We start from the raw sequence: 23,055 nt of genomic DNA on the forward strand, positions 1-23,055 counted from the left end.
CACCGTCGGTTTTCGCGTGTGCGCGTACCCCAGGCAGATGAACTTTGCATGACAAAGCTTCGGTCCGCGCCCGGGCCGACTGCCTTATGGCAAAGCGGCATCACGGCCGCACCGACCTGCCTTCCATGACCCTGCACAAGGAACCCTGCAATGTCGCGCGGCCAGCACCAGCCAGACCTACCCGCCACCGTCGCCCGCCGGCGTCGCCAGCCTGCAGGCCACGCGCCGATGCTGCTCAAGCCCTTGGCCCAGGCCATCGCACTGTTGTTGCTGTCCGGCACGGCCCAGGCCGCGCAGCCGTTCAGCTCGGCCTGGTTCGCGGCCAAGGGCGCCGCGCCCGCAGCCGGTGGCGGCGCGGCAGCGGGCCACGTGCAACTGCCCGGCGCGCCACCTCCGCTGGCCCAGCAGCAGCGCCTGCAGCAGCGGTTCCAGCGCTCCCTGGGCAACCTCGACAACACCGTGTCCGCCATCGCCGCGCAGCAGGCGGCGCAGGCCGCCGGCCGCACCCTGGCGCAGGTGCAGCCGCAGACCGTGCCCAACGGCCTGGGCGAGGGCGGCCTGAAGGTCGACGAGAACCCGCTGACCAAGGGCTGGCAGAACGCCAAGGCGCCGCAGCAGAGCCAGGTGGGCGGCAAGACCCAGGTGCTGATCGAACAGACCGCCGACAAGGCGATCCTCAACTGGGAAACCTTCAACGTTGGCCGCGACACCACGGTCAAGTTCGACCAGCAGGCGCAGTGGGCGGTACTCAACCGGGTCAACGACCCCAACGCCCGGCCGAGCCAGATCCACGGCCAGATCGAGGCCCAGGGCACGGTGATGCTGCTCAACCGCAACGGCGTGGTATTCAACGGCAGCAGCCAGGTCAACGTGCGCAACCTGGTGGCGGCGGCGGCGCAGGTCAGCGACGAGCAGTTCCGCGAACGCGGGCTGTATGTCGACAGCAACGGCAGCCAGGCCACCTTCACCCAGGCCGGCGGCAAGGTCGTGGTGCAACGGGGCGCGCAACTGCAGACCCGCGCCCCAGCCACCTCCACCGAAGGCGGCGGGTATGTGCTGCTGCTGGGCAGCGAGGTGAACAACGAAGGCCAGATCATCACGCCCCAGGGCCAGGCAACGCTTGCCGCCGGTGACGACTTCTACATCCGCCGGGGCAGGGGCACCCAGGCCAACGCCTTCTCCACCACCCGCGGCAATGAGGTCGCCAGCAGCCTTAAGCCCGGCAGCAGCGCCGGCAACGTGGTCAACAACGGACTGATCCAGGCGGCGGGCGGTGATATCACCCTGACCGGCCATGCCGTGCGCCAGGATGGCGTGGCCCTTGCCAGCACCGCGGTGGACCGGCGCGGCAGCATCCACCTGCTCAACTCGGCCAGCGACACCAGCGGCACGGTCAGTTTCGGCAAGGGCAGCGTCACCGCCGTGCTGCTCGACGACAGTCAGGCCCTGGACAGCCAGCGCGAGGCCTCGCGGCAGGGGGTGGATGGGGTCAGCGGCAACAATGCCACGGGCCGCTTCGACAACCTGAGCAAGGTCATCGACCGCCCCGAGCAGTCGCGGGTGGAGGTGGTCAGCGGTGGCACCGTGCATTTCCAGGAAGGCGCCCTGACCCTGGCCACCGGTGGCCAGGTGGCCGTCAGCGCCGGGCTGCGCAGCCTGGTGGACGATGGCGCGCGCATCGACGTGGCCGGGGCCCTCGGGGTCAAGGTCGCCATGGAAAGCAATGTCATCAAGATCAACGTGCAGGGCAACGAACAGCGCGACGCGGCCGGCAACCGTGACAAGGGCGGCCTGATCAACCGCGATGTGTGGGTGGACGTGCGTGAGCTGGTGCATGTGGAAAAGGGCGTCAACGGCTACGCCAGCGAGCGCTGGTACACCGCCGGTGGCCTGCTCGAGGTGGGCGGCTACCTGGGCACGCGCAACCACAGCGTCGGCGAGTGGATGGCCCAGGGCGGCACGGTGACCTTCACCGGCCAGGACCTGGTGACCCGCGCCGGCGCCGAGATCAACTTGTCTGGCGGCACCCTGGCGGTGCAGGACGGCTACATCCGCCAGAGCTGGCTGCGCGGTGAGGACGGCCGCCTTTACGAACTGTCGAAGGCCCCGGGCGACCTGCTCTACACCGGCCTGTACAACGGCTACGAGGCGCACAGCGCGCGCTGGGACCAGACCCGCACCTTCTACAACCCGCTGATTGCCCCCGGCCAGCGTTACGAGCAGGGTTATACCGTGGGCCGCGACGCCGGCAGCCTGGTGGTGGCGACCCAGAGCGCGCTGCTCGACGGCCAGTTGCTCGGCCAGACCTGGCAGGACGAGCGCCAGGTGCAGGCGCCGGTACGCGGGCGCGACGGCTATCGCCAGGTGCACACCGCCCGGGCCCAGGGCGCGCAACTGGTGCTCGGCCAACAGCTGCCCGGCTACCTCAGCGACGCCAAGGAGCTCGGCTTCAGCCTGACCCCGGTCATGCAGCAGGTGCTGATACGCCAGGGCGCCGGGGGGCAGAGCGCCGACGTCGGCCTGCAGGCACCGTTGGACGAGCAGCGCCGTGGCCAGCTGGCACTCGACAGCGACTGGCTCAACGGCCTGGAGCTGGGTGGTTTGAGCGTTGCCGCCCAACAGCGCATCGAGGTCGATGATGCCGTGCGCCTGGCCGATGGCGGCAGCCTGACCTTCTATGCCCCGCAGGTCCAGGTCAATGCCGACCTGACCGCCAGGGGCGGGCAGATGGTCCTGGGCGATGTGCTCCGCCAGCGTGTTCTCGCCAGCCTGCAGGACCAGGCGCTGGCCACCCCGGCAGGGCTGCGCGCGCAGGTCGGCGTGGCCGCCGGGGTGCGCCTGGATGTCAGCGGTCTGCGCAGCGAGGGCACGGACCCAGGTGAGCGCGCCTGGCGCAACGGTGGCAGCCTGAGCCTGCGCAGCAGCGGCGATGTGCTGCTGGACAGCGCCAGCGTGCTGGACGTGTCCGGCGGTGTGGTACGCCGCGAGGGCAACCGCCTGCTCGGTGGCAGTGGCGGCAACCTGACCTTGCAGAGTAGCGCGCTGGACAACAGCGGCACCGGGCGCATGCGCCTCGATGGCGAGCTGCGCGGCTACGGCAGCAGTGGCGCAGGCACCCTGACCCTGGCCGCCGAGCGGGTGAGTGTGGGGGGCAGCGGGCAGGGCGAGACCGGCGTGCACTTGGCCGAGGATTTCTTCAACCGTGGTTTCGCTCATTACGCCATCACCGGCAACCATGGCCTGAGTGTGGCCGCTGGCAGCCGTATCGACGTCACCCGGCCGGTGGAGCAACTCGACGCCAGCCGGCCGCTCGGCGATCCGGCGCTGATCGGGTTGGCGCCACTGTTGGCGCAGAACGCGGTGGCCGGCAAGCTGGAACCGCGCGCCGGCGCAAGCCTGGCCCTGGCGGCGGGTGATAGCCGCTTCGACCAGGCGAGCCGTGAAGCGGCGGTGCTCGAGGTCGGGCGCGGCGCGACGATCAGTGTCGACCCCTTGCAGTCGATCAGCCTGACCAGCACCGCGCAGTTGAACCTGAACGGTACCCTCAATGCCTGGGGTGGCAGTGTCAGCCTGCTGCAGCAATGGTTGCCGACCATGGACTCCGGCGTGACGGAGGGGGCGCACCAGCGCTCGATCCGCCTGGGTGAGCAGGCCGTGATCGATGTGTCCGGGCGGGCGGTCACCGCCCTGGATGCGCAAGGTCGCCGTTATGGTCGGGTCGACGATGGCGGCAGCATTGTCATTGGCGGGCAGATCGACCATGACCAGGGCACCAGCAACGGCGCCTATCTGTTCCTGGACATGGCCGAGGGCGCTCGCCTGCGCGCCGACGGCGCCCAGGCCACGCTGGATATCCGTGGCCAGGGTCCGCTGGCCATGGCCAGCAACGGCGGGCGCATCAGCCTGTCGTCGAGCCACGGCCTGCGCCTGGACGGCAGCTTCAGCGCCGCCTCCGGTGGCCTTGGTGCCGCGGGCGGCAGCCTGGAGGTGGCGCTGGATAGCGGTCTCTACCTCAACGGTAGCCTGGTCGACGCCGTCAAGGCGCCACGCGAGCTGGTGCTCGGCCAAGGCGCGGCCAATGCCGAGCAAGGGCCGCTGCGCTATGGTCAGGGGCAGCTCGACGTTGCTCAGGTTGCTGCGGGGGGCTTCGACAGCTTGTCGCTGCTCAGCGATGGTGTAGTGGCCTTCGAGGGTGACCTGGACCTGCGCATGGCCCGTAGCCTGCAGCTGTACACCGGCTCGCTGGTGCTGGCCCAGAGCAGCGCCGGCGATGCCCGTGTGCACTTGCGGGCGCCCTATGTGCGGCTTGCCGGCAGCAACCATCGCAGCGCCGACCAGGCGACCCGGCCGACCCTCAAGGGCGGGCTGTCGACGCAAGACAGCGCGGCGCTGTTGCAGGTCGACGCCCACCTTCTGGACCTGCGCGATGCCGTGACCTTGGGCGCCCATGGCAGCCTGGCGCTGGCCGCCGGTGGTTCACTGGACTTCGACCGCCGTGGTTTTGCCTTGGGCAGCCTGCGCAGCCAGGGCGACCTGCGGGTGCTGGGCAAGGTTGGCGAGGGCACCGACAGGACCCTGCTGCGCAGCAATGCCGACCTGGAGCTGCTCGCTGCCCAGGTCTATCCGACCACGGGCGCCTTCGGCCAGATCGAGACGGCCAGCGACGCCACCTTGCGCATCGGCAGGGCTGGGCAAGGCACGCCCGACCAGCCGTTCTCGGTGTTTGGCCGGTTGGCGCTGATCGCCGGCAAGGTCGAGCAGGGCGGGGTGCTGCGCGCGCCCCTCGGCGGGCTGTCGCTGGGGCTGGAGGCGGGCGGCACCCAGGCGGTCACCTTGTTGCCGGGCAGCATCACCTCGGTCAGCGCGGCAGGGCTGGTCATGCCCTACGGCGGGACGGTGGATGGCCTGAGCTACCTGTTCGCAGGCCTGGCGGTGAGGCTGCTGGGCGCGGCGGGCGACAGCCTGTATGGGGTATCGCTCAACGGCAAGTCCATCGACATCCGCCAGGACGCGCTGATCGACCTGTCCGGAGGCGGCACGCTGACCGGCGCCGGCTTCGTCTCCGGGCGTGGCGGCTCCACCGACGCCCGCTACCACCCGCTGATGCAACTCGATGGCGAGGGCCGCCTGGTCCTGCCCACGCTGGGCAGCAACCCGGTCTACGCCATTGTGCCGAGCTTCACCGGCCCTTATGCGCCGGTGACCGGCGAGGCCGGCGTGACGGCGCCGGGGATCGGCCAGCAGATCACCCTCGATGGCAGCGTTCCTGGCCTGGCGGCCGGCACCTACACCTTGCTGCCGGCCAGCTTTGCGCTGCTGCCGGGGGCGTTCCGGGTCGAGCTCAATGGCCTGGCCATGGCCGGAGGCAGCGCTGCCAGCCTGGCGATGCGCAACGGCTCCTGGACTACCACGGGCAGCCTGTCGGTGGCCAACACCGGTATCCGCCAGCCGCTGTCGAGCCAGGTGATCCTGACCTCGGGCGACGTGCTGCGGCGCTATTCGCAGTACAACGAAACGTCCTACGCCGCCTTCGCCCGTGCCGATGCCTCGGCCAAGGGCGTGCCGCGCGCGGCGATCGAGGCCGATGGCAAGTGGCTGAACCTGCGGGTGCAGGGCAACAACGAGGCCGCCAGTACCTTGCGCGTCGCCGGTCGGGTGAACTTCGCCGCCGCCGAAGGCGGTCATGCCGGCAGCGCGGCGGTGTTCGGCGCCCGTGGCCTTGAAGTGGTGGCCGATGGTGGCGTCGGCCAGGCCATTGGTGAGCACATCGCGGTGCTGTCGGCCCGCGAGCTCAATGCCTTGCAGGCACCCCGGCTGACCTTGGGCGGCCGCGCCAACGTACTCTACGGCCAGGGCGGCAACCAGATGACCTTCCTCGAAGGCACCAGCGATATCTGGCTGCGTTCGGGCGCGGTGCTGCAGGCCGGTGAAGTGTTCCTGACCAACAACGACCCGCGTGGCAGCATCGTCGTCGAGCAGGGGGCCGGGATCGTCACGCTTGGCCGAGGCGCGGTGCCTTTCGATGCCGATGACGGCTACTTCATCAACAGCAACGGCCGTGCCTTGCTGGCGGTGTCCAACGGCCGGCTGGATGTGGTGTCGTCGCAGTTCACCAGCAGCTGGTCGCCGGGCTCCATCCTCATTGGCGGTTGCAGCGCCGGCGGTTGCCAGGGCACCACCCGGCTGTACTCGGAAGGCTCGTTGTTCGCCGCCACCGACAAGACCTTCAGTCTCGATGACGGGGTGGCCTTCGGGACCCGGCACCTGGGCCTGGCGGTCGGGCGGATCAACGTCGGCAGCGCCGACGCGCTGGCTCGCGCCCTGGCGGACGGCGTGCTGGGCCAGGGCCTGACCCTCAACCAGCAGGTGCTCGACCGTCTGCTGCAGGGCAGCCCGGCCGAGGCTGTGCCGGCACTGGAGACCCTGACCCTGGCGGCGTCCGACTCGCTGAACTTCTTCGGCACCACGGCGCTCGACACCTACGACCCGGTCACCGGCAAGAACCGCCTGCAGGCGCTGGTGCTCGGCGTGCCGGCCATTTATGGCCATGGCCAGGCCGGCGACCAGGCGACCATTCGCACCGAACGGCTGATCTGGAGCGGTGCGCGCAACGCCGCGGGCGCGCCGATCGCGGGCGGGGCCGGCAGTGGCGATGGCCTGCTGGCAATCCGCGTCAAGGACCTGGAGTTCGGTTACGGCGCCAACAGCCAGCCCGATGGCAGCACCGACATGGCGCGCCAGACCCTGGGCTTCAGCCGCGTGGAACTGCACGCCAGCCACCAGGTGAGCGCCAACCACAAGGGCAGCCTGCTGGTCCACCACCGCCGTGGTGACTACCAGGCCGACGGTAGCTTCGCCTACAGCGGCGGTGACCTGCTGGTGGACACACCGCTGTGGACCGGCAGCGCCGGCTCGCTCAATCGTATCGAGGCCGGTGGCACCCTGCGCGTGCAGGGCGGCGGTGGCACCCTGGCCAGCGGTCGTCAGGCCCTGGGCGCCGAGCTGAGCCTGAAGGCGCGGCAACTGCTGGTCGATGGCACCTTCAGCCTGCCCAGCGGCCGCCTGACCCTGCAGGCGCTGGACGACCTGCGCCTGGGTGACGCCGCACGGCTGGACCTGGCCGGGCGTACCTTGACCCTCAACGACGTGACCCAGTACAGCTGGGGCGGCGAGCTGGTGCTGGGCAGCCAGTTCGGCGACATTCACCAGGCCGCTGGCGCGCTGATCGACCTCAGTGCCCGCGGCAACCGCGCCGGGCGGCTGACGGCCATTGCCCTGGGCGAGCAGGGTGGGCGCATCGAACTGCTCGGCCAGATCCTCGGCGCGGCCAGTGGCCGTTACGACGCCGCCGGCACGCAGGTTCCGTACGCGGGCGGGGCGGTCGATATCCGCGCCCGGCAGCTGGACGACTTTGCCGGCCTCAACCAGCGCCTGAACCGCGACCAGGTGTTCGGTGCGCGCAGCTTCCAGATCAAGCAGGGTGACCTGGTGATCGGCGATGAGCTCAAGGCCCAGCAGATCAACCTGTCGCTGGACAACGGGCAGCTCACGGTCAACGGCCATGTCGATGCCAGCGGCGAGCAGGTTGGCAGCATCCGCCTGGCCGCCAATCGAGGCCTGGCCCTGGGCGCCGGGGCCTTGCTTGACGCCCATGGCAGTGTGCTGCGGGTCGACAGCTATGGCGCGATCATCGATGCGCCCAACCGCGCCGTGGTAGAGCTCAGCAGTGGCCAGGGCCAGTTGACCTTGGCCAGCGGCGCACGCATCGACTTGCGCCACGGCACCGCCTCCGGGCAGGGCGATGGCCGCCAGCGCGGCACCCTGGAGCTGATCGCCCCGCGCCTGGGCAGCGATACGGCGGGCGATATCGCCATCGACGTGCGTGGTCCAGTGGACATTCTCGGCGCGCGCTCCATCGCCGTGGTCGGCAACCAGCGCTACACCGACGCGGCGCCGGGCGGCACTTCGGCCAGTGGCCGGCCGATCCAGGTCATCGACCAGGACTACTTGACCCGCAAGCACGACCAGAGTGTGCTGTTCATCGACAACCTGCTGCGCAACCGCGACCTGCTCGACGTGCGCCTGGCCGGGCTGAACAACGCCCGCTACGCCCAGGCCCTGCACCTGCGCCCGGGCGTGGAGATCGCCACGGTCGATGCCGGCACCGACCTGGTGGTGCAGGGTGACCTGGACCTGTCCGGCCATCGCTACGCCAGCCTCAACCCGCTGACGCCGAAGACTGCCGTCCACGGTTCGGGCGAGGTAGGCAACCTGGTGCTGCGCGCCGGCGGCAACCTGGAGGTGTATGGCAGCATCAGCGACGGTTTCATGCCGCTGGACCTGGCCAGCGACGAAGCGCGCATGGACGGCAAGGGCTGGTTGCTGCTGCCCGGCAAGCAGCCGTTCGACAGCGACCTGGTGATCCCGCGCAGCGGCGTCGAGCTGGCCGAGGGCACGCTGTTCCCAGAAGGCAGCCTGCTCAATTTCGACCTGCCGTTCGCCGCCACCACCTTGCCGGCCAACCTGCGCCTGCCCAGCGCCATGAGCCTGTCGGCGCCGCTGAGCCTGCCCGCGGGCACGGTGCTCGAGGCCGCGGTACGCGACGCTGGCGGCAACCTGTTGTACGCCGCCGGCACGCTGCTGCGCGAGGCGGTCACCCTGGGCATGGGCACGCGCCTGGACGCCGGCAGCCGCCTGCCGGTCAGCGTGGCCGTGCAGGGCGGTATCTGGAGCAAGGGCATCGCCCTGCCCAGTGGCGGCCTTACCCAAGGCAGCGCGCTTACCCTGGCCGTGGGCTCGCGGCTGCCGGCGGGCACCGATGTCAAGCTCGCCGCAGGCGTCGACCTGATCGAGCTGCGCCCCGCAAGCAATGGCCAGCAGGGGCGCAACTGGGCGCTGGCGCAGATGTTGCCGGCAGGCTCGCAGTCGTGGTCGATGCGCCTGGTGGCCGGCGCCGACCTGGACGCCGCCGACAGCCGCATCACCCGCGCCGACACCGATGCCGGCGTGCTGCGCCTGGCCGACCTGCACTACATCGCGCAGCAGAAGCGCAGCGGTGGCGGGGCTGGCGGCACCGGCATGGTCTGGGGGCCGGACAACACCTACGGCATGGAGCCCGGTACCCCGGTAGCCCCCGAGGACCTGGCGCTGTGCGACATCGCCGGTTGGTGCGAGCCGGCGGTGAAGACCATCAAGGTGTGGGGCCCCGACAACACCTACGGCATGGAGCCGGGCACGCCGGTGGCGCCCGAGGACCTGGTGTTGTGCGACATCGCCGGCTGGTGCGTGGACCAGACGCTGGGGGGCAAGAAGCTCTGGGTCTGGGGGCCGGACAACACCTATGGCATGGAGCCCGGCACCCCGGTGGCCGACGCCGACATGGAGTTGTGCTCGATCCCCGGCTGGTGCGTGGAGATCGACGCGCCGACCGAGCCCGAGCGTATCGAGGTCACGCCGCACACCCTGATGTTCAGCGTGTTGCGCACCGGTACCGGCGACCTTGACCTGCTCAGTGCCGGCGACTGGCGCATGGACTCGCTGTTCGGCGTCTACACCGCCGGCACCCAGGCGCCGTCGCTGTGGCGCGACGGCGTCGATCCGCACCAGCTCGCCCGTGGCCGGCTGGCCGACGGCAGCGTGCTCGGCAGCGCCGGCGCGCCCTATGAGGCGCTGACCGAAAGCCTGTACCGCGCCTGGTATCCGGAGCAGGGCGGCAACCTGCGGATCACGGCCGGGGGCGATCTTGCCGGCAACCTGGTGGCGAGCAAGACCGGCGGCGCCCTCTCCAGGCCGCAAGTGGCATCGGCCGCGCTGGGCAACTGGCTGTGGCGCCAGGGCCAGACCAGTGCCGATACCCCGGCGGCGTGGTGGGTCAACTTCGGCACCTTCGCCCAGCAGCCCCAGGCCTCGGTGGCCGAACCTTGGCTGGTGGGCTTCACCGGCATCGGCACCCTGGGGGGTGGCAACCTGGACGTCGGCGTGGGTGGCTCGGCCGGCCTGTTGCAGGCCAGCAACACCGCGGGCGTCGAGGCCGAGCGCAGCCAGGGCCTGAACCTGGTGGTCGGCGGCAGTGGCCGGATCGCCGAGGATGGTCGCCTGGTGCAGACCGGCGGCGGCGACCTGAACCTGCGGGTGGCCGGTGGCATCAACCCGGCGTCCGCGGCACTGGAGATGGCGCGGGTCACCCCCGACCTGGGCGGCACGCTGGTCAACCTGCGGGGTGCGCTGAATGTGCAGGCGGGCAGCGTCGGGGTGGTCAGGCAGGTGTATGGCAGCAGCTTCGCCTTCAATGACAGCAGCGAGTCGCGCGCCTACGACCCGTATACCTCGACCAAGGCCGCGGCGCTGGGGGGGCTGACGCTCATGCCTGGTGATGCCGCGGTGCGCCTGGACAGCCGCGGCGACCTGGTCGTGCAGGGTGTCGGTGACCCGGGCCGGGTGCCGCAGTTCAACATGACCGGCTTCCTCGGCGACAACGGTGTGCGCTATGCCGGGCAGGGCAACAGCTGGTTCTCGTTGTGGCGCGAGACCACCGCCGTGGACATGCTCGCCCTGGGCGGCAATGTCACGCCGGTGAACTTCGATGAGCTGCGTCCGGGCCGTAACCTGCCGCTCTACGGTGGCCGCCTGTTCTACCCGACGGCGCTGCGGGTGACGGCGGCCAACGGCAGCCTGTACTACGGCAGTTCGGCCAGCGAGCGTGGCATCGCCACCTCCGCCTATTCGTTGATGACCGCACCTTCGGCGCGCAGCGCTTTGCAACTGATCGCCGGTGAGTCGATCTACGCCGGCGGCTATGTGATCAGCCAGTCGGGCACCGACACCTCGGCCATCGCCACGCCGCAACGGCCGGCAATGCTTGGCCAGGACTTCTCGTACGTGTACCAGGCCAGCAACCTGAGCGCGGATATCGCCGCGAGCCTGGATGCGTCGCCGCTGTTCACCTATGGCCTGAACACCTACAAGGCCGGGTCGCGGCCGCAGACACCCGCGCGCTTCTATGCCCTGGCCGGGGACATCGTCGGCTTGAACACCGGCGAGATCATCGAGTACCAGCAGACCGGGCTCAAGCTGTATCAGGGCGCGGGGCCGGTGCGGGTGATGGCCGGGCGCGACATCGTCAACGCCGGCAAGGCGCTGGGCGTCGAGCGCTTCGGCGCGCCGGGCATGGTGGCGGGGGACCAGGGTAACGTCTATTCCTCGGGCAACCTGGTTATCCATGGCGATGCCCTGGATGTCTCGCTGATCAGCGCCGGGCGCGACATTCGCCTGAGCACCTTCAATGTTGCCGGGCCCGGCCAGCTGGAGGTGGTCGCCGGGCGCAACCTGTTCCAGTCCGGCCAGGGCGTGGGCTCGGCTTACCAGGAGGCGGCGATCAACAGTATCGGCCGGGTCGATGGCAGTGGTGGCGGCAACGATGGCGCGGCTATCGCCATCGTCGTCGGCGCCGGCAAGGCCGGCCCGGACTACCAGCGTCTGCTCGAGCGCTACCTCGGTGCGGAGCAGCCCGTCGACAGCGGCCAGGCGGACAACGTGTTCAAGCGCTATGACCTGGAGCTGCAGGCCTGGCTGCGCGAACGCTTCGGCTTCAGCGGCGACAGCGCCGACAGCCGCGCCTACTTTGCCGCCTTGCCCGCCGAGCAGCAGCGCATCTTCGCCCGCCAGGTCTACTTCAGCGAGCTGCGTGAAGGCGGGCGCGAGTACAACGACGTCAACGGCCCGCGTACCGGCAGCTACCTGCGCGGTCGCCAGGCGATCGCCGCGTTGTTCCCGGACAAGGACGTGGCCGGCAATCCGATCCGCTACGACGGCAGCGCCACCGTCTACGGCGGCGCGGGCATCCACACCGATTTCGGCGGCGGCATCCAGGTGCTGACCCCAGGTGGCCAGCAGGTGTTCGGCATCGAGGGCGAAGCGCCGCCGTCCACCGCCGGGGTGATCACCCAGGGCAGCGGTGACATCCAGCTGTACTCCCAGGGCAGCATCCTGCTCGGCCAGAGCCGGATCATGACCACCTTCGGCGGCTCGATCCTCGGCTGGTCGGCCCAGGGCGACATCAACGCCGGCCGCGGCTCGAAGACCACCGTGGTGTACACGCCGCCCAAGCGCACCTACGACCTGTGGGGTAACGTCGGCCTGGCGCCGAGCGTGCCGAGCACCGGTGCTGGCATTGCCACGCTCAACCCGATTGCCGAGGTGGCGCCGGGGGATATCGACCTGATCGCACCGTTGGGCACCATCGATGCCGGCGAGGCGGGGATCCGCGTGTCGGGCAACGTCAACATCGCCGCGCTGCAGGTGGTCAACGCTGCCAACATCCAGGTGCAGGGCGATGCCAAGGGCATGCCGGTGGTGGCCGCGGTGAATACCGGGGCGATTGCTTCGGCCAGCGCCGCGGCGTCGTCGGCGAGCCAGGCGGCCGAGGAGGCGGGCCGCCAGCAACAGGCCGCGTCGCGTCAGCGCCAGCCATCGGTGATCACCGTGCAGGTGCTGGGCTTCGGTGGCGAGCGGCTGGTGCCGGGGCAGGACGGGGCGAGCCTTAATCCGCAGTACAACCGCCAGAGCCCGGTGCAGGTGCTGGGCGCGGGGGCGCTGGATGAGCGGGCCAAGGCGCAATTGACCGAGGAGGAGCGGGGCAACCTGTTGCTGTGAGGGGCCGCGCCGCGGCCCCTGGTTGGCTCAATGTGCCCCGGCGCCCTTGCTCAGGTCGCTCTCGGCCCAGTCGGTGTAGATGCACGCATCCGCTACGGCCCAGCGCACCCTGACCTGGTCGCCCGGCTGCATGGGCATGCCCGCAGCGGACAGCGCCTTGACCGTCAGCGCCGTGCCGCCCTGGGTGACCACATGGCAGGTCTGGCTTTCGCCGAGGAACAGCAACTCGGCGACCGTGGCGCTGACTTCGTTCCAGCCTGCCGGCAAGGGTTCGCGCGCGGCCTGCTCGACGGTCAGCGCCTGGGCCTTCTCCGGGCGCACCATGATCAACGCTTCCTGGGCGTTGGCCAGGCCCGGGGTCAGGCGCACCGCCACCGGCTGGCCCTCGAAGTGTCCGCCGCCGTTGCCGCTGGCAGTGAAACGCAGGAAGTTGGAGTTGCCCAGGAACGAGGCGACGAAGGCATTCGGCGGGTTCTGGTAGAGGTCGTAGCCGGTGCCCAGGCCGACGATGCGGCCATGGCTGAAGATGGCGATGCGCTGGGACAGGCGCATCGCCTCCTCCTGGTCGTGGGTCACGTAGACGATGGTGATGCCCAGGCGCCGGTGCAGCTGGCGCAGTTCGTCCTGCAGGTCTTCGCGCAGCTTCTTGTCCAGCGCGCCGAGTGGCTCGTCCATCAGCAGGATGCGCGGCTCGTACACCAGCGCCCGGGCGATCGCCACGCGCTGCTGCTGGCCGCCGGACATCTGCGAGGGCTTGCGGTGGGCGAAGGGTTCCAGGCGTACCAGCTTGAGCATGGCCTCCACGCGCTTGCGGGTCTCGTCGGCGCCGAGTTTGCGGATGGCCAGGGGGAAGCCGATGTTGTCGCGCACGTTCAGGTGCGGGAACAGCGAGTAGCGCTGGAACACCATGCCGATGTCGCGCTTGTGCGGCGGCACGTTGACCAGCGACTGGCCGTCAACCAGGATCTCGCCGCTGCTGGGCGTCTCGAAGCCGGCCAGCATCGACAGGGTGGTGGACTTGCCCGAGCCGCTGGAGCCGAGGAAGGTGAGGAACTCGCCGTCCTGGATCTCAAGGTCCAGGTTGTCCACGGCGGTGAAGTCGCCGTAGTGCTTGTTCAGGCCGCGCAGGCTGACCAGGGTCTGGTTGCGCGTATCGTCTTTGATCACTGCACTCATTGTCATTGTCTCCAGGCAGTCAGGCGTTTTCGGCGCGCCGGCGCAGGGCGGCGGCAATGAACATCACAAGCAGGGACAGGCCGATCAGTAGCGTCGAGGCCACCGCGATCACCGGGCTCAGGTCCTGGCGCAGGGTGGTCCACATCTTCACCGGCAGGGTCTGCAGGTCGGGGCTCGCCATCATCACGCTCAGCACCACCTCGTCCCACGACACCAGGAAGGCGAACAGGCCGCCGGCGATCATCCCCGGGCGGATCGCCGGGAAGGTCACCTTGACGATCGCCTGCAGGCGCGAGGCGCCGCAGATCACCGCGGCGTCCTCGATGGATTGGTCGAACAGCTTGAGCGAGTTGATGATCGAGATGATGGTGAAGGGCAGGGCGACGATCACGTGGCTGACCACGAAGGCGAACAAGGTGCCGGTGTAGCCCAGCTTGAGGAACAGCGCGTACACCGCCACGGCGATGATCACCAGGGGCACGATCATCGGCATGGTGAACAGCCCGTACAGCAGCTCGCGGCCCGGGAAGCGACCGCGCACCAGGGCAAAGGCAGTGGGCAGGCCGAGAGCCACGGCGGCGAAGGTGGTGAGCAGCGCCACCTTGAGGCTGGCCAGCGCCGCATCCATCCACTCGGGGTTGGCGAAGAACTGCGCGTACCACTTCAAGGTCCAGCCCGGTGGCGGGAACACCAGCCACTGCGACGAGCCGAACGACAGCAGGATGATGAACACCACCGGCAGCAGCAGGAAGGCAGCGATCAGCCCGGTGGTCAGGTACAGCCCGGTGCGCAGTGGGCGACCCATGGCATTGGGGGAAAGCAGCATGGCGGTTTACCTCGCGTTGCCGACCGGGGACTCCGGCTGCAGCTTCAGGTACAGGTAGAAGAGCACCAGGGTGATCACCACCAGCAGCGCGGCGGCGGCGCTGGCCAGGCCCCAGTTGAGGAACGACTGAACCTGCTGGATGATGAATTCGGGCAGCATCATGTTCTGCGCGCCGCCGAGCAGGGCCGGGGTAACGTAGTAACCGAGCGACATCACGAACACCATCAGCGCGCCGGAGAACAGCCCCGAGCGGCACAGCGGCAGGAACACCTTCCAGAAGTTGGTCCAGGGGCTGGCGCCGCAGATCGAGCCTGCCTGCAGCACCATCGGGTCGATGGCGTGCATGGTCGCCTGCAACGGCAGGACGATGAACGGGATCATGATGTAGCTCATGCCGATCACCACGCCGGTGAGGTTGTGCACCATCTCCAGCGGCGCATCGATGATGCCCAGCGCCATCAACACCTTGTTGATCACCCCCGAGCTCTGCAGCAGCACCAGCCATGAGTAGGTGCGCGCCAGCAGGCTGGTCCACATCGACAGCAGCACGATGTTCAGCAGCCAGCGGCCCCAGCCCTTGGGCACCAGGGTGATCGCCCAGGCCAGCGGGAAGCCCAGCAGCACGCTGATCAGGGTGACCAGGCCGGCCACCGAGAAGGTGTTGAACAGCACCCGGGCATAGGCCGAGTTGGCGAACAGCTGCGCATAGTTGCCAAGGCCCGGCTCGGGCTCCAGCACCCCGCGCAGCAGCAGGCCGACCAGCGGGGCGAAGAAGAACAGGCCGAGGAACAGCAGCGCCGGCAGCAGGTTGCGGCTGCCGCGCCAGCGTTGGCTGATGGGCGGGCGACGCTCGGCCGCCCCGGGCGCGCCGGTGCCGCTGGGGGCACCTTGCGCGTTGTGCAGGGCATTGATGGCGACTTTCATTTGACCAGCCACTCATTCCAGCGGGCGGCGATGGCCTGGCCGTTCTTCGCCCAGTAGGCGAAGTCCAGGGTCACCTGGTCCTGGGCGTAGGCAGTCGGCAGGTTCGGCGCCAGGTCTTTGTCGAGCTTGGCCACGCTGTCGACGTTGACCGGGGCGTAGGCGGTCTTGTTGGCGAACTCGGCCTGGCCTTCGGCGCTGCTGGCGTTGGCCAGGAACTTCATGGCCGCGTCCTTGTTCTTCGCGCCTTTGGGGATGACCAGGAAATCGGCCATGACCAGGTTCTGCTTCCAGCTCACGCCGACCGGCGCGCCGTCCTGCTGCAAGGCATACACGCGGCCGTTCCAGAACTGCCCGAGCGAGGCTTCACCCGAGGCCAGCAGTTGCTGCGACTGGGCGCCGCCGCCCCACCAGACGATGTCTTTCTTGATGGTGTCGAGCTTCTTGAAGGCGCGGTCCAGGTCCAGCGGGTAGAGCTTGTCTGGCGCCACGCCGTCGGCCAGCAGGGCCAGTTCGAGCACGCCGGGGCTGGGCCACTTGTACAGGGCGCGCTTGCCGGGGTAGGTCTTGGTGTCGAACAGGGCGGACCAGTCCACCGGTTTGTTGGCGCCGAGCTTGCCCTCGTTGTAGCCGAGCACGAAGGAGAAGAAGAACGAGCCGACGCCATGGTCGGAGACGAAGCGCGGGTCGATCTTGTCGCGCTGGATCTGCTTGAAATCGAGGGGTTCGAGCAGGCCTTCGCTGGCGGCGCGCAGGGCGAAGTCGGCTTCGACATCGACCACGTCCCACTGCACGTTGCCGCTTTCGACCATGGCCTTGAGCTTGCCGTAGTCGGTGGGGCCGTCCTGCACCACCTTGATGCCGGACGCCTTGCTGAAGGGTTCGGCCCATGCGGCCTTCTGCGCATCCTGGGTGGTCCCGCCCCAGCTGACGAAGTTCAGGCTGTCGGCCGCCTGGGTGGCCTGGCAGGCCAGGGTCAGCAGGCTGGCGGACAGCACTGCGGTTACTCGTTTGCTCAACAGCATGGTTACGCCCTCGTTGCTTTTGTTATTCGAGGCGGGCTTCTGTCGCCCGCCAATCATGTTCGGGGAGCAGCGTCAAACGGGTGGAGCGTGGCCGTCATGTCAGTGTAGGTGCGGCCGGCAGAATCAAGGTCTACGGAATGTCATATTATGGTATTCCAAACTTTTCGCAAGAGGTCGGCGCTGACCGGCCATCACTCCGCGTGGCGACAGGGCCGCTTTGCGGCCCATCGCCGGCAAGCCGGCTCCCACAGATACGGCGCGGGTCTCAGGAATTGCGAGGTCCCTGTGGGAGCCCGCTGACAGGCAGTGCTTGCAGCCCCGTGAAATCAATTACCCTCGAACGGAATGCTCTGCACCACCTCCAGCTCGTACCCGGCCAACCCGGCGTACTTGAGTGGCGGCCCCAGGTGGCGCAGCTTGCCCACGCCCAGGTCCTGGAGAATCTGCGCGCCGGTGCCGACCTCCGAGTAGACCTTCGACTGGCCACGCTGGTAGGGCCGGGCCGGCTGAGTCAGTTGCGGCACGCGTTCGAGCAGGGCCTGGGAGGATTCATGGTTGGCCAGGATCACCACCACCCCGGCACCTTCCTCGGCGACCTTCTGCAGCGCCGCCCACAGCGTCCAGTTGGCCGGGCCTGCGTACTCGGCGCCAACCAGGTCGCGCAGCGGGTCGATCACATGCACGCGCACCAGGGTGGGCTGCTCGCGGCGGATCTCGCCCATGACCATGGCCATGTGCACGCCGCCTTCGATGCGGTCTTCGTAGGTGACCAGGCGGAAGTTGCCGTGCACCGTGGGCAATGCGCGTTCACCGATGCGCTTGATGGTCTGCTCGGTGCTCAGCCGATAGTGGATCAGGTCGGCGATGGTGCCGATCTTGATGCCATGCCGGGCGGCGAACACTTCCAGGTCGGGCCGGCGGGCCATGCTGCCGTCGTCATTGAGCACCTCGACGATCACCGATGCCGGGCTGAAGCCTGCCAGGCGGGCCAGGTCGCAACCGGCCTCGGTGTGCCCGGCGCGGGTCAGCACGCCGCCTTCGCGGGCACGCAAGGGGAAGATGTGGCCGGGCTGTACCAGGTCTTCGGGGCGGGCGTCGGCGGCCATGGCCGCGGCCACCGTGCGTGCCCGGTCGGCGGCGGAAATGCCGGTGGTCACACCGCTGGCGGCTTCGATCGAGACGGTGAAAGCGGTACCGAACACGCTGGCGTTGCTTGGCACCATCTGCTCCAGGCCCAGGCGCTGGCAGTGCTCATCGGTGAGGGTCAGGCAGATCAGGCCACGCGCCTCGCGGGCCATGAAGTTGATGGCCTGGGCGTCGCAGCGCTCGGCGGCGATCAGCAGGTCGCCTTCGTTTTCCCGGTCCTCGTCGTCCACCAGCAGGACCATCCGGCCCTGGCGGTAGTCGTCGAGGAGTTCTTCGATGTTGTTGAAGGCCATGTTGCACGCTCATACTGGTCAGGAAAGTTTTATGGTATACCATAATACGATAATGACCATGCAACCGGAGCGCGACGAATGAAGGCCTACTGGATCGCCCATGTGGACGTCACCGACCCCGAGCAATACCTGCAATACACCCAGCGCGCCCCGGCGGCGTTCGTCGCCTTTGGCGGGCGCTTCCTGGCCCGGGGCGGGCGCAGCGAGGCGCTGGAGGGGCGGGCGACGCCGCAGCGCAGCGTGGTGGTCGAGTTCGATTCCTATGAGCAGGCCGTGGCCTGCTATCGCTCGGACCTGTACCAGGAGGCCTGCCGCCATCGCCAGGGGGCGGCGATGGCTCAGGTGATCATCGTCGAGGGGCTCGTGCCCTGATCAGACCCGCAGGTGCGGGCCTTTCTTCTCGGCAATGTTGTCGGCGGCCATGGCGGTCGGCTTGTTTTCTGTGGGCAGTGGTTCGTCCTGTGCTGGTTGTTGTTCGGCCGGTTGCTGCTGATTGCGTGTGCGCAGCAACGACAGCAGCACGCCGCCGAGCAACAGCCCGAACGTGACCCCCAGCGAAATGCCGGCCGGCACCTTGCCCACCAGCCCGTGCCAGAAGATCTTGCAGCCGATGAAGATCAGCACCAACGCCAGCGCGTACTTGAGGTAGACGAAGCGGTGCATCAGTGCCGCCAGGGCGAAGTACAGCGAGCGCAAGCCGAGGATGGCGAAGATGTTCGAGGTGTAGACGATGAACGGGTCCTGGGTGATGGCGAAGATCGCCGGCACGCTGTCGACGGCGAACACCAGGTCGGCCAGCTCGATCAGCACCAGGGCCAGGAACAGCGGTGTGGCATAGCGGATGGCGCGGTCCGTTCCCGGCGGCGTGAGATGGACGAAGAAGTGCCGGCCATGCAGCTGGTCGGTCACCCGCATGTGCCGGCGCACGAAGCGCAGCACCGGGTTGTTGGCCAGGTCCGGGTGGGCATCATCCTTGGACAGCGCCATCTTCACTCCGGTGAACAGCAGGAAGGCGCCGAAGATATACAGCACCCAGGCGAAGTGCTGTACCAGCGCGGCGCCCACGCCGATCATGATCGCCCGCAGCACCACCACCCCGAGGATGCCCCAGAACAGCACGCGGTGCTGATAGCGGCGGGGGATGGCGAAGAAGCTGAAGATCATCGCCATGACGAACACGTTGTCCATCGACAACGATTGCTCGACCAGGAAACCGGTGTAGAACTCCAGCGCCGGCTGCGCCCCGAGTTCATACCAGACCCATACGCCGAACAGCACGCCGACGCTGAAGTAGCCCGAATACAGCAGCAGGCTTTCGCGCATCTCGATCTCGCGGTCCTGGCGGTGCAGCACACCGAGGTCGAGGACCAGCAAGGCGATGACGATGGTGATGAAGACCAGCCACAACCAGGCGCTGGTACCGAGAAAAGGCGTGAAAAGAAAAGTGTGCAGAGCTGTCATGAGCCCCTCCTTGATTGTCGACGTTGCATGGCAACAGTGATTCCGACATGGCGGCGCAAACCGTCAGAGGGGCCCGGCATCACATGCCATTGAGCCTAGTCGCGTTCGCCGGGGTTGCCGAATGGCAGGCTGTTACATTTCTTTGCCTGGATCCAATCAATGCGAAATATTCGCAATTGTAAAAAAATTCGTAAAAACCCTAGGATGCGCCGCAGCCGTCGCAGAACGGGCGCACAACCACAACAATCGCCAGTGATTAGCCCCACCTGCATCAAGCAGACACAACAACTAGGGGTCGACAAGCGTGCAACGACAGCACTCTCTGAACACGGTTCAAAGGGCAGGGAACGCCACCACCGTCCGCCAGCGCCATCCGCTGGCACTGGCCATCCTCGCGGCAAGCCTCGCCGCGCCGGCCGGCCCGGCCTGGGCCGAAGCCGCCAGCGGCAAGGGCACCCTGGAGCTGGGCGCCACCGCCATCACCGATACCGCGCTGGGCGAGACCACCGAAGGCAGCGGGTCCTACACCACCGGCGCCAGCCGCACCGCCACGCGCATGGCCTTGTCGCCACGGCAAACGCCGCAGTCGGTCACGGTCATCACCCGCCAGCAGATGGATGACCAGAACCTCACCAGCATCAGCGATGTGCTGGGCAAGACGCCTGGCGTCACCGTCACCAAGCTCGACAGCAACCGCGCCAGTTTCAAGGCCCGTGGCTTCGACATCGACAACTTCCAGGTCGATGGCATCCCGGCGGCCTTCCGCTTCGGCAATGGCATCGACCAGACCGACCTGGTGATCTACGACCGGGTCGAGGTGCTGCGTGGCGCCACGGGCCTGCTCAGTGGCTTCGGCAGCCCGTCGGCGACCGTCAATCTGGTGCGCAAGCGGCCGACCCGCGAGTTGTCCGGCTATGTATCGCTCGGCGCCGGCAGTTGGGACACCTACCGTGGCGAGTTCGACATCGGCGGCGCGCTGACACCGGACGGCAATGTGCGCGGGCGCCTGGTCACGGCCTACGAGGACGGCCAGTCGTTCATGGACAACCTGTCCGAGAAGAAACAGGTGATGTACGGCATCGTCGAGGCCGACCTCAGCGATGACACCTTGCTCAGCGTCGGCCTGAGCCGCCAGAGCAACCGCCCGGAAGGTTCGTCCTGGGGGCCGTCGACACCTTTGCTGGACAGCCAGGGCAACCGCTTTGGCATGTCGCGCTCGTTCAACCCCGGGGCCAAGTGGAGTGCCTGGGACAACACCGCCGACAACCTGTTCGTCACCCTCGAGCAGCGCCTGGCCAACGACTGGACGCTCAAGGCCTCGGCCACTCGCAGCGAGACCGATGCGCCGATGCGCCTGGGTTCGGCTGCCAGTGGCTACCCCGATGCCGCCACGGGAGCCGGCATGGGCGTGTGGCTGGGCCGCTACCGCTACCAGACCGACCAGAACGCCTACGACCTGTACGCCAGTGGCCCGTTCCAGTTGCTGGGGCGTGAGCACGAATTGGTAGCGGGTATTTCCCACCGCGACGTGCGCGCCCATGAAAGCAACTGGCCGTTCCTTTTCGGTGGCGCCAACATCTACCAGTGGCGCGGCGAGTTCAGCGAACCCGACTGGGGGCGTCCGCTGTCGAAGGTCGATACCCGTGTGCAGGAAGACGCGGCCTACCTGACCGGCCGCTTCAAGCCCACCGACAAACTGTCGGTGATCCTCGGTGGTCGCCTGTCCAACTGGCAGCTCGACAGCACCCGCCTGGACACCACCAGCGGCCAGCGCAGCAAGACCCAGGACCTGGAAGAGAACGGCGTGGTCGTACCCTATGCCGGCGTGGTCTATGACCTGGACGACAGCTGGTCGGTGTATGGCAGCTACACCAGCATCTTCAAGCCGCACGAGACCGAGCAGGACGCCAACGGCAAGATGATCGAGCCGGAGGAGGGCGACGCCTATGAGCTGGGCCTGAAGGGCGAGTTCTACGACGGGCGTCTCAACGCCAGCCTGGCGCTGTTCGAGGTACGCCAGGACAACCTCGCTGAACTCGACCGCACCGACCCGGCCACCAACCGTGGCATCTACCGGGCGATCCAGGGCGCCAAGACCCGTGGCTTCGAGCTGGAAGTGGCGGGCGAGCTGACCCCGGACTGGCATGTGCAGGGTGGCTTCACCCACCGTATCACCCGCGATGGCGAGGGCGACAAGATCTCCACCATCGAGCCGGAGAACCTGCTGCGCCTGTCCACCACCTACCGCCTGCCGGGGGTGTGGAACAAGCTTACCGTCGGCGGCTCGGCCAACTGGCAGAGCAAGATCTGGAAGGACCTGGACAGCCCGGTGGCGGCGGGCGAGACCATCCGCTACACCCAGTCGAACTACCTGACCCTGGATGCGCTGGCGCGGTACCAGGTGACCGAGCAGTTGTCGGTGACCCTCAACGGCAACAACCTCACCGACAAGAAGTACTTTAACAACCTGGGCTTCTACAACGGCGGTTACTACGGTGACCCACGCAACTTCATGCTGACCACGCGCTACGCGTTCTGAGGGTACCCGCCACGGGGGAGCGGGCACGCCCGCTTCTTACGTGGAGGGCGCAGCCTCGGCGCCCCCGAGCAACGTCTGCAACCGCGCCAGCGCCGGCCCTTCATGCTGGCGGTCGAACACCTGCAGCGACACCTCCAGCAGCCCTTGCCGCGAGCGCGACACGCGCTGCTCGCAGCGCAAGCGCAGGCGGCCCTGGTCGCATTCGAACTGCCTGACGCCTGGCCTGGCGCTGCCTTCCAGGCGCAGTTCGGCCAGGCGTCCCTGGGCGGCGAGCAAGGCCAGCGCCTTGTCGCGCAACAGCCCGTTCCCCTGGGTCATCAAGCCGCTGGCGCGCACTGCGGCGGCCATGGCCACCGCCACGATGGTCAACGCCACCAGCACTTCGATCAGGGTGAAACCATCCTCGGTGGCACGCACAGGGCACCTTTCGCGCAAGGCAAAGCAGCACTGTAGAGCGGCCCGATGACGCTTTGACGACGTCGACTCCCGAGCTTTTTCAATATCCGTGACATACCGCCTTGCCACAATCGGCCCCCGATTCGAACTCACGCAAGGAATGCCGAGATGCAGATCGCCCGCCGCAACCTTCCCGCCCGCCGCTTGCGCCAGCAGGGCTTCACCCTGATCGAGATCATGGTGGTGGTGGTGATCCTCGGGATTCTCGCGGCGATGGTGGTGCCCAAGGTACTCGACCGCCCCGACCAGGCGCGCGCCACGGCGGCGCGCCAGGACATCGGCGGGTTGATGCAGGCACTGAAGCTGTACCGCCTGGACAACGGCGCCTACCCGAACCAGAACCAGGGCCTGAAGGTGTTGGTGGAGAAGCCGGCACAGGCCAAGGATGGCCAATGGCGTGCCTACCTCGACCGCCTGCCCAACGACCCCTGGGGCCGCCCTTACCAGTACCTGAATCCGGGCGCCAACGGCGAGATCGATGTGTTTTCCCTGGGCGCCGACGGCCAGGCCGGGGGCGACGGGGTGAACGCCGACCTCGGCTCCTGGCAGTTGTGACCGGCC

11 protein-coding genes are annotated in these 23,055 nt (G+C 68.2%); 4 read left to right on the forward strand and 7 right to left on the reverse strand.

The window, feature by feature from the left end; genetic code table 11:
• Positions 1 to 150 precede the first annotated feature (150 nt).
• The gene (locus ACVWY1_RS12590; RefSeq protein ID WP_457378351.1) at positions 151 to 12,651 is read left to right on the forward strand and encodes a filamentous haemagglutinin family protein; all 12,501 of its coding nucleotides are present in this window, start codon (positions 151 to 153) and stop codon (positions 12,649 to 12,651) included.
• Positions 12,652 to 12,678: 27 nt separating this feature from the next.
• Here the strand turns inward: ACVWY1_RS12590 and ACVWY1_RS12595 are convergent, their stop codons facing one another.
• The 5 genes from ACVWY1_RS12595 to ribBA form a co-directional block, all read right to left on the reverse strand.
• A complete protein-coding gene (locus ACVWY1_RS12595; RefSeq protein ID WP_214501841.1) occupies positions 12,679 to 13,827 on the reverse strand; it encodes an ABC transporter ATP-binding protein in 1,149 nt (382 codons plus the stop codon).
• A gap of 19 nt (positions 13,828 to 13,846) precedes the next feature.
• Positions 13,847 to 14,653, reverse strand: a complete 807-nt coding sequence (locus tag ACVWY1_RS12600) for an ABC transporter permease (protein ID WP_110701623.1) — start codon at positions 14,651 to 14,653, stop codon at positions 13,847 to 13,849.
• A gap of 6 nt (positions 14,654 to 14,659) precedes the next feature.
• The gene (locus tag ACVWY1_RS12605; protein WP_111532250.1) at positions 14,660 to 15,577 is read right to left on the reverse strand and encodes an ABC transporter permease; all 918 of its coding nucleotides are present in this window, start codon (positions 15,575 to 15,577) and stop codon (positions 14,660 to 14,662) included.
• Entirely contained in the window at positions 15,574 to 16,599 is a 1,026-nt protein-coding gene (locus tag ACVWY1_RS12610; protein ID WP_094011077.1) for an ABC transporter substrate-binding protein, read from the reverse strand. The genes ACVWY1_RS12605 and ACVWY1_RS12610 overlap by 4 nt, the downstream gene beginning before the upstream one ends.
• Positions 16,600 to 16,925: 326 nt before the next feature.
• A complete protein-coding gene (gene ribBA / locus ACVWY1_RS12615) occupies positions 16,926 to 18,038 on the reverse strand; it encodes a bifunctional 3,4-dihydroxy-2-butanone-4-phosphate synthase/GTP cyclohydrolase II (RefSeq protein WP_110701627.1) in 1,113 nt (370 codons plus the stop codon).
• A gap of 78 nt (positions 18,039 to 18,116) precedes the next feature.
• Between ribBA and ACVWY1_RS12620 the strand changes: the two genes are divergently transcribed.
• Positions 18,117 to 18,410, forward strand: a complete 294-nt coding sequence (locus ACVWY1_RS12620) for a DUF1330 domain-containing protein (RefSeq protein ID WP_457378352.1) — start codon at positions 18,117 to 18,119, stop codon at positions 18,408 to 18,410.
• On the opposite strand, the gene ACVWY1_RS12625 is transcribed toward ACVWY1_RS12620, so the two are convergent.
• Positions 18,411 to 19,499 (reverse strand): TerC family protein, encoded by a 1,089-nt coding sequence (locus ACVWY1_RS12625; protein WP_457378353.1) that lies wholly within the window; start codon positions 19,497 to 19,499, stop codon positions 18,411 to 18,413. It lies immediately after the preceding gene.
• A gap of 304 nt (positions 19,500 to 19,803) precedes the next feature.
• Here ACVWY1_RS12625 and ACVWY1_RS12630 point away from each other — a divergent pair, with 304 nt between their 5' ends.
• Positions 19,804 to 22,038: a TonB-dependent siderophore receptor gene (locus ACVWY1_RS12630; RefSeq protein WP_457378354.1), complete on the forward strand. Its 2,235-nt coding sequence runs from the start codon at positions 19,804 to 19,806 to the stop codon at positions 22,036 to 22,038.
• A gap of 36 nt (positions 22,039 to 22,074) precedes the next feature.
• On the opposite strand, the gene gspI is transcribed toward ACVWY1_RS12630, so the two are convergent.
• The gene (gene gspI / locus ACVWY1_RS12635) at positions 22,075 to 22,455 is read right to left on the reverse strand and encodes a type II secretion system minor pseudopilin GspI (protein WP_110701631.1); all 381 of its coding nucleotides are present in this window, start codon (positions 22,453 to 22,455) and stop codon (positions 22,075 to 22,077) included.
• A 147-nt stretch (positions 22,456 to 22,602) separates the two neighbouring features.
• Between gspI and gspG the strand changes: the two genes are divergently transcribed.
• Positions 22,603 to 23,049: a type II secretion system major pseudopilin GspG gene (gene gspG, locus ACVWY1_RS12640; protein WP_038705895.1), complete on the forward strand. Its 447-nt coding sequence runs from the start codon at positions 22,603 to 22,605 to the stop codon at positions 23,047 to 23,049.
• Positions 23,050 to 23,055 lie beyond the last annotated feature (6 nt).

The organism is Pseudomonas sp. TE6288 (assembly GCF_054062095.1).